Annotated in this window: 5 protein-coding genes and 1 riboswitch; of the genes, 3 read left to right on the forward strand and 2 right to left on the reverse strand. The window is 69.0% G+C overall.

Going from position 1 to position 6,417, the window contains the following annotated elements; translation table 11 throughout:
* Both ABZ319_RS32635 and ABZ319_RS32640 read right to left on the reverse strand, forming a co-directional pair.
* Positions 1-636: a GNAT family N-acetyltransferase gene (locus ABZ319_RS32635; RefSeq protein WP_354990388.1), complete on the reverse strand. Its 636-nt coding sequence runs from the start codon at positions 634-636 to the stop codon at positions 1-3.
* A 280-nt stretch (positions 637-916) separates the two neighbouring features.
* Complete coding sequence (locus ABZ319_RS32640) at positions 917-1,924, reverse strand: methylenetetrahydrofolate reductase (RefSeq protein WP_354990389.1); 1,008 nt, start codon at positions 1,922-1,924, stop codon at positions 917-919.
* Positions 1,925-2,060: 136 nt separating this feature from the next.
* Positions 2,061-2,295, reverse strand: a riboswitch (cobalamin riboswitch).
* Between the two features lie 205 nt (positions 2,296-2,500).
* On the opposite strand from ABZ319_RS32640, the gene ABZ319_RS32645 reads away from it, so the two are divergent.
* From ABZ319_RS32645 to ABZ319_RS32655, 3 genes are all read left to right on the forward strand, one after another.
* On the forward strand, positions 2,501-3,241 hold the full coding sequence (locus tag ABZ319_RS32645; RefSeq protein ID WP_354990390.1) for a class I SAM-dependent methyltransferase: 741 nt from the start codon (positions 2,501-2,503) through the stop codon (positions 3,239-3,241).
* Between the two features lie 263 nt (positions 3,242-3,504).
* The gene (locus ABZ319_RS32650; protein WP_354990391.1) at positions 3,505-4,434 is read left to right on the forward strand and encodes a family 2A encapsulin nanocompartment shell protein; all 930 of its coding nucleotides are present in this window, start codon (positions 3,505-3,507) and stop codon (positions 4,432-4,434) included.
* Between the two features lies 1 nt (position 4,435).
* Positions 4,436-6,367, forward strand: coding sequence for a family 2A encapsulin nanocompartment cargo protein cysteine desulfurase (locus tag ABZ319_RS32655; protein ID WP_354990393.1), 1,932 nt, complete (start codon positions 4,436-4,438; stop codon positions 6,365-6,367).
* The last annotated feature ends 50 nt before the right edge of the window (positions 6,368-6,417 follow it).

The following is a 6,417-nucleotide window of genomic DNA, read 5'->3' on the forward strand; positions in this document are numbered from 1 at the left end:
TCAGGAGTTCGCGAGCTGGAGGTCGGTCGCCAGGGACCGGCCGTTGTCCGTGAGCCGAATGAAGTCGGCGCGGGTGCAGTAGCTCAGGCGGGCGATCTTGTCGGCGACCGGGAAATCGCCGACGACCCGGAAGCCGACCGCGGCATTGAGCTTCTGCACGTGCAGATTCCGGTGATCGGGCTCGACCACGACTCGCTCGGCGCCGCACTCGAAGAAGGCGGTGCGCATGATGTGCAGCATGACGTTGCCGGTGAAGCCCGGCAGCCGGCGCTCACTGCTGGAGACCAGCAGGTGCATGCCGATGTCACCGGCCGCGTGCTCGTAGCCGGTGTCCGGCTTGGCCAGATCGCTGGTCTGCGGGTTGTAGAGCTCGAAGAGGAACTGCGGATCGTCCTCGAACGCGCCGATCCACATGCCGAATCGCGGATCCGGGTCGGACTCGGCGACGCGGATCAGATCCTCGACGTCGGCCGGCGTGCTCTCGAGCATCCCCCAGTACGCCGACTTCGGGTGGATGAGCCACCGGTGCGCGGTCTCGGTGTCACGTTCGATATCGATGGGCCGGGCGGTCAGCTCGTAAACAGCTGGTTCGACAACATCGGTACCCGGACTCGTCTCGGGACGAGCAACCACCATCAGAAACCCTCTCGCAGATCCACATTCGCGAGTTAGGGTAACCTATTTTATTAGGGTGGGCTAACCCGAAAATCGCGACGGGTACCGCGTGACACGCGAGCAATAGCGGCAGGCTTTCAGCATCTGCGACCGGTCTCGGAACGTAATCGCTGATCAGCACACACTTACGTAGTAAACGTAGCCTAACCTCATCCGATTTAGGTTAGGCTAGCGTAATGCAGATCTCAGAGCCAGCCGGTTGCCGGGCCCGGTCCGGGTTTCCGGACCCGCCGCCGGTTTCTCAGGCGCTGAGCGGAGCCGCGGTCACGCGGTAGCCGAGATTGGTCAGCACCTCGGTCGTCGCCTTCGCGAAATTGAGCGTGATGAAGTGCAGGCAGGGCGCGCCCTCGTCGATGAGGCGCTGCGCCATCTCGGTCGCGATCTCGATGCCCGCGGCGCGCACCGCGGCCTTGTTCTCTTCCGGACCGTCCCCCGCGGCCCGCCGCAGCCGCGCCAGTACCGCCGGCGGGAGTTCGCGACCGGACAGCTCGACCGCCCGCTGCACGGTGCGCAGGGAGGTGATCGGCATCAGCTCGGGAATGATCGGCTTGGCGCCTTCGATCGGGTCGTGCGCGACCACCCGGTCGCGCAGGCGCAGGTAGTGCTCGACGTCGAAGAACATCTGGGTGATCGAGTAGTCCGCGCCGGCGCGAAGTTTGGCGGCCAGGTGGGCGGTGTCGGTGGCCAGGTCCGGTGAGCGGTGATGCCCCTGCGGGAACGAGGCCACCCCGACCTTGAAGTCACCGAGGTCGCGCACGATGCGCACCAGTTCCTCGGCGTACGCCACCCCGTCGGGATGACGCTCCCAGGCGCCGAGCGGATCGCCCGGCGGATCGCCGCGCAGCACCAGGATGTTGCGAATGCCGCAGTCGGCGTAGGAGCCGACCAGCGCGCGCAGTTCGGCGATGCTGTGCCCGACCGCGGTCAGGTGCGCCACCGGCAGCAGGGTGGTCTGCTGGGCGAGCTGGCCGGTGATGCGGGCGGTGCGGTCCTTGGTGGAGCCGCCCGCGCCATAGGTCATCGAGACGAAGGCCGGATGCATGCGCTCGAACTCGCGGACCGTGCGCCACAGTCGCGCTTCTCCGGCGGCGTCGCGCGGCGGATTGAATTCCACCGAGAAGGGCACCCGTGCCCCGGAATGGATCCGCAGGCTCTGCACGACCGAGGCGCGAGCGGCCGCGAGCGGCGCGACACGGGCGGTCGGGGCGCAGCCGGGCACGGCTGCGAAAGTGTTGTCCGAGTTCGTCATTGGTGAGCTCCATGGTCAGCATGCCGATGGCCACCTCATTGCGAGTGCACGCTGAAGGAGCCCATTGCGCGGCGTCGTGCGACGCCCGGTCCCGCTCGGCGTGCCACCCGATCCACGAGGCGACAACCGCCGGATACGACGTATCCAGCGCAACGGCAGGTCTTCGGACTCGTGGGCATCGACCCGTGACCCGGGTCGGCCCCGGCGCTCGTGCCGGGGCTGGTCCTATCGGCCATCGCTTCCCAGGCATCGCGCCCAGTGCGGAATGACGGCTGTCGTTCCCACTCACCGCTGCGGGACAGTCCCGGATTTCCACCGGGTTCCCTCTCACCCGGGCGGCACGCGAACGCACCACCGGGCTTCGACGCCTTCGGACGGATCAGGGGCTCCTCGATACCGCCTCCGGCGAACCAGCTGCGCAGGCGAATATAGCGAAGTGGTACCGCCGCCGACAACCACACCCCCTCCCCCGCGCGCTCCGGCGCGCCGCGAGCGCGTGTCGCGGGGACGCCGCGCCCGGTCCGCCGCGTAGTCTGCGTCCGGTCCGAAGCCGCTGATCAGACCACTGGAGAAGGCGTGAATTGGGAAGCGTGGCAGGAGAGTTGGGATCGGCAGCAGGAGTTGTACATGCCCGATCGCGAGGAGCGATTCCGGGTGATGCTGGATCTGGTCGAGGCGAGCGCCGGGAAGGCGCCGCGGGTGCTGGATCTGGCTTGCGGGACCGGCACCATCACCCGGCGGCTGTTCGCCCGGCTGCCCGAGTCGAGTTCGGTTGCGGTGGATCGGGATCCGACGCTGCTGGCGATGGCGCGCGGGTCCTTCGCCAATGATCCGCGCGTCTGTTTCGTCGTGGCGGACCTGGAAGATCCGGCGTGGTCGAGTGCGCTGACCGCCGAGCCGTTCGACGTCATCGCGACCGCGACCGCCACGCACTGGATGCAGCCCGACGACCTGGCCAGGCTCTACCGGGACCTGCCGGCGCTGCTGCGCCCGGGCGGACTGTTCCTCAACGCCGACCACATGCCCGATCCGCGGACCCCGCTGCTGAACGCGCTGGACGAGCGGATTCAGCGCGGGCATCAGGAGCGCGTGCGGGCCGAGGGCGTGCCGGACTGGGAACAGTGGTGGGCCGGGATCGCCGATGATCCGCGGCTGAGCAACGAGCTGGCCGCCAGTCGCGCCATTCTCGACAACCGGCCGCGGGGCGTGCCGCAGACCCTGGACTGGCATCTCGACCACGTCTGGGCGGCGGGGTTCGCCGAAGCCGGGGTCGCGTGGCGCTCGATCACCGACGCGGTGCTCGTGGGCGCGCGCTGAGGCGCGCGGCCGCAGCGGTTTCCGTGCGCGCCTCCCCCGAATTCGTTGCCGCGCAATTACGGTTTCCTCACTGTTAGCTCGCGGTGTCTACATCGCGGTGTGCACCCGTTCACATCGAAGGCGCGAACGGCATCGAATCGCGCCTTTGCCAGCAAACTTCCAGGACACGCCCGCCGTTCTGTTCATCAGGACAGCGGCGGATCCCGGAGTTAGTATTCCGTCCCGTCGGTAACCCCCAATTTGCCTAATTGAAGGCGGTTTTCATGACAAGTACCGTGCCGCAACCGGTGGCACTGGGCGACGAGGCTGCTCGGACACTCGCCAATGCCACCAAGACCGTTCCGCAGATGGAGTCCATCACCCCGCGGTGGCTGGTCCATCTGCTGAGCTGGGTGCCGGTGGAAGCCGGCATCTACCGGCGCAACCGGGTGACGCACGAGCAGACCGTCGACATCAAGTGCGACAACTACGACGAGTCCCCGCTGCCGGAGACCTTCATCGACTACGAGAAGGATCCGCGCGAGTACCGGCTCAAGGCCGTGCACACGATCCTCGACGTGCACACCCGGGTCTCGGACCTGTATTCCAGCCCGCACGACCAGATCTCCCAGCAGCTGCGCCTGACCATCGAGGCCATCAAGGAGCATCAGGAAGGCGAGCTGATCAACAGCCCCGACTACGGGCTGATCGCCAATACCCCGAAGAAGCAACGGATCTCGACCATCGCGGGCCCGCCCACGCCCGACGATCTGGACAATCTCGTCGCCAAGGTCTGGAAGGAGCCCGGCTTCTTCCTCACCCACCCGGAGGGCATCGCGGCCTTCGGGCGAGAGTGCACGCGGCGCGGTGTGCCGCCGCCGACGGTGAGCCTGTTCGGTTCGCAGTTCATCACCTGGCGCGGCATTCCGATCATCCCGTCGGACAAGGTTCCGGTGACCGGCGGCAAGACCAAGTTCCTGCTCATCCGCCCGGGCGCGGAACGGCAGGGCGTGGTCGGGCTGTACCAGCCGGGACTGGCCGGCGAACAGGGTCCCGGCCTGTCGGTGAAGTTCATGGGAATCGACCGCAGTGCCATTGCCTCGTATCTGGTTTCGCTGTACTGCTCCCTGGCGATCCTGACCGACGACGCCGTGGCGGTGCTCGAGGGCGCAGAGGTGAACAGGTTCCATGACTATGCACCGACCTACCGCTGATCTGCCCGCTTCCCCGGAGCCGGTGGCCGCCACCGGTTCCGGGTGGGGCGCCCTGCTCCCGGACGAGGCGACGCTGAATCGCCTTGCCGGGGAGTTCTTCTCGGCGCTGCCGTCGGCGGCGCCGAGCCTCGGGGGGCTGGGCGTCCCGGGGCCGGGCGGCCCGGCCCCGGAGCCGCCGCCGATCCCGTATGTTCCGGGTGCGCCGAGCACCCCGGCGGGGCCGTCCGGCGTCCCCGGATCGCCGGGGGCGCTGCCCTCGGCCGCGTCGGTCCCCGTGGCAGCTCCGCTGTCGGGGGCGGGGGCGAGCTCGCTCCCGCACGCGCCGGACCCTGCCGTACCGGGTGGCGGCGCGGTGCCGGAAGGCGCTGTGCCGCAGCCGAGTCCGGGCATCTCCGTCCCTGCCACGGCGGGCACGCCGCGCACCCCGGGCGCGCCTCGGGGTGCGGTGCCGCCCGGCGGGGCCACCCCCGCCCCGGCGGTGCCGGGCTGGGAGTCCGGGACCACCGCGGCCCCGGTGCACACCGATCCCTGGCTGCCCGAACTGCCATCGCTCGATATCCCGCTGACCCCGTCGCGTTTCAGCGCACCGGCGGCAGCGGCAGGCGGGCCGAGCTTCTACTTCCTCGAGCGCCCGCGAGCCGATGCGGCACCGGCCGGGTCACAGTTCTACTTCCTCGGGGACCGGGCCGGCGATCCGGTGCCGGATCGGCATCCGCCGTTCGACGTGCACGCCGTCCGCCGGGATTTCCCCATCCTGGGCGAACGGGTGAACGGGCACCCGCTGGTGTGGTTCGACAACGCCGCCACCACGCAGAAGCCGCGCACGGTCATCGACCGCATCACCCACTTCTACGAGCACGAGAACTCCAACATCCACCGTGCCGCACACGAATTGGCGGCGCGCTCGACCGACGCGTACGAGCACGCCCGCGAGGCGGTGGCGCGCTTCCTGGGCGCGGGCTCGGCACAGGAGATCATCTTCGTGCGCGGGGCGACCGAGGGCCTGAACCTCATCGCCCAGACCTGGGGCCGCAAGAATCTTCACGCCGGTGACGAGATCCTCGTCTCGCACCTCGAACACCACGCCAATATCGTGCCGTGGCAGCTGCTGGCGGCCGAGACCGGCGCGGTGCTGAAGATCATTCCGGTGGACGACACCGGCCAGCTGCGGATGGACGAGTACACCCGGCTGCTGTCCGATCGCACGAAACTGGTGTCGGTGACCCATGTGTCGAACGCACTGGGCACCATCACGCCCATCGCGGATGTGGTCGCCGAGGCCAGGCGCGCGGGCGCGGTCACCGTGGTGGACGGTGCGCAGTCCATCCCGCACACCCGGATCGACGTCCGCGCCCTGGACGCCGACTTCTTCGTCTTCTCCGGCCACAAGCTCTTCGGCCCGACCGGGATCGGCGCGGTCTACGGCAAATCCGAAGTGCTCCAGGATCTTCCGCCCTGGCAGGGCGGCGGCAACATGATCAGCGACGTCACCTTCGATCGCTCGCTGTTCCAGCCGCCGCCGGGCCGTTTCGAGGCGGGCACCGGCAACATCGCCGACGCGGTCGGCCTGGGCGCGGCCGTGGAATACGTCGAAACACTCGGCATCGACACCATCGCCCGCTACGAACACGGCCTGCTGGAGTACGCCACACCCCGGCTGGCGGCGATCCCGGGCGTGCGCCTCATCGGCACCGCCGCGCACAAGGCGAGCGTGCTGTCGTTCACCCTGGCCGGCTACGAACCGATCGAAGTCGGAACGGCCCTCAACGAGAAGGGCATAGCGGTGCGGGCCGGGCACCACTGCGCCCAGCCCATCCTGCGCCGCTTCGGCGTGGAGGCCACGGTCCGCCCCTCCTTCGCCTTCTACAACACCTGCGAGGAGATCGACCGCTTCATCGCCGAGGTCACCCGCCTCGCCCACGCGCGCGGCTGACCGGATCGACGGCGGCACCCGACCGGCGTCCACGCGGCCTCAGAGCCGCG

The sequence above is a fragment of the Nocardia sp. NPDC005978 genome (genome assembly GCF_040614455.1).
Taxonomy (GTDB): Bacteria; Actinomycetota; Actinomycetes; order Mycobacteriales; family Mycobacteriaceae; genus Nocardia.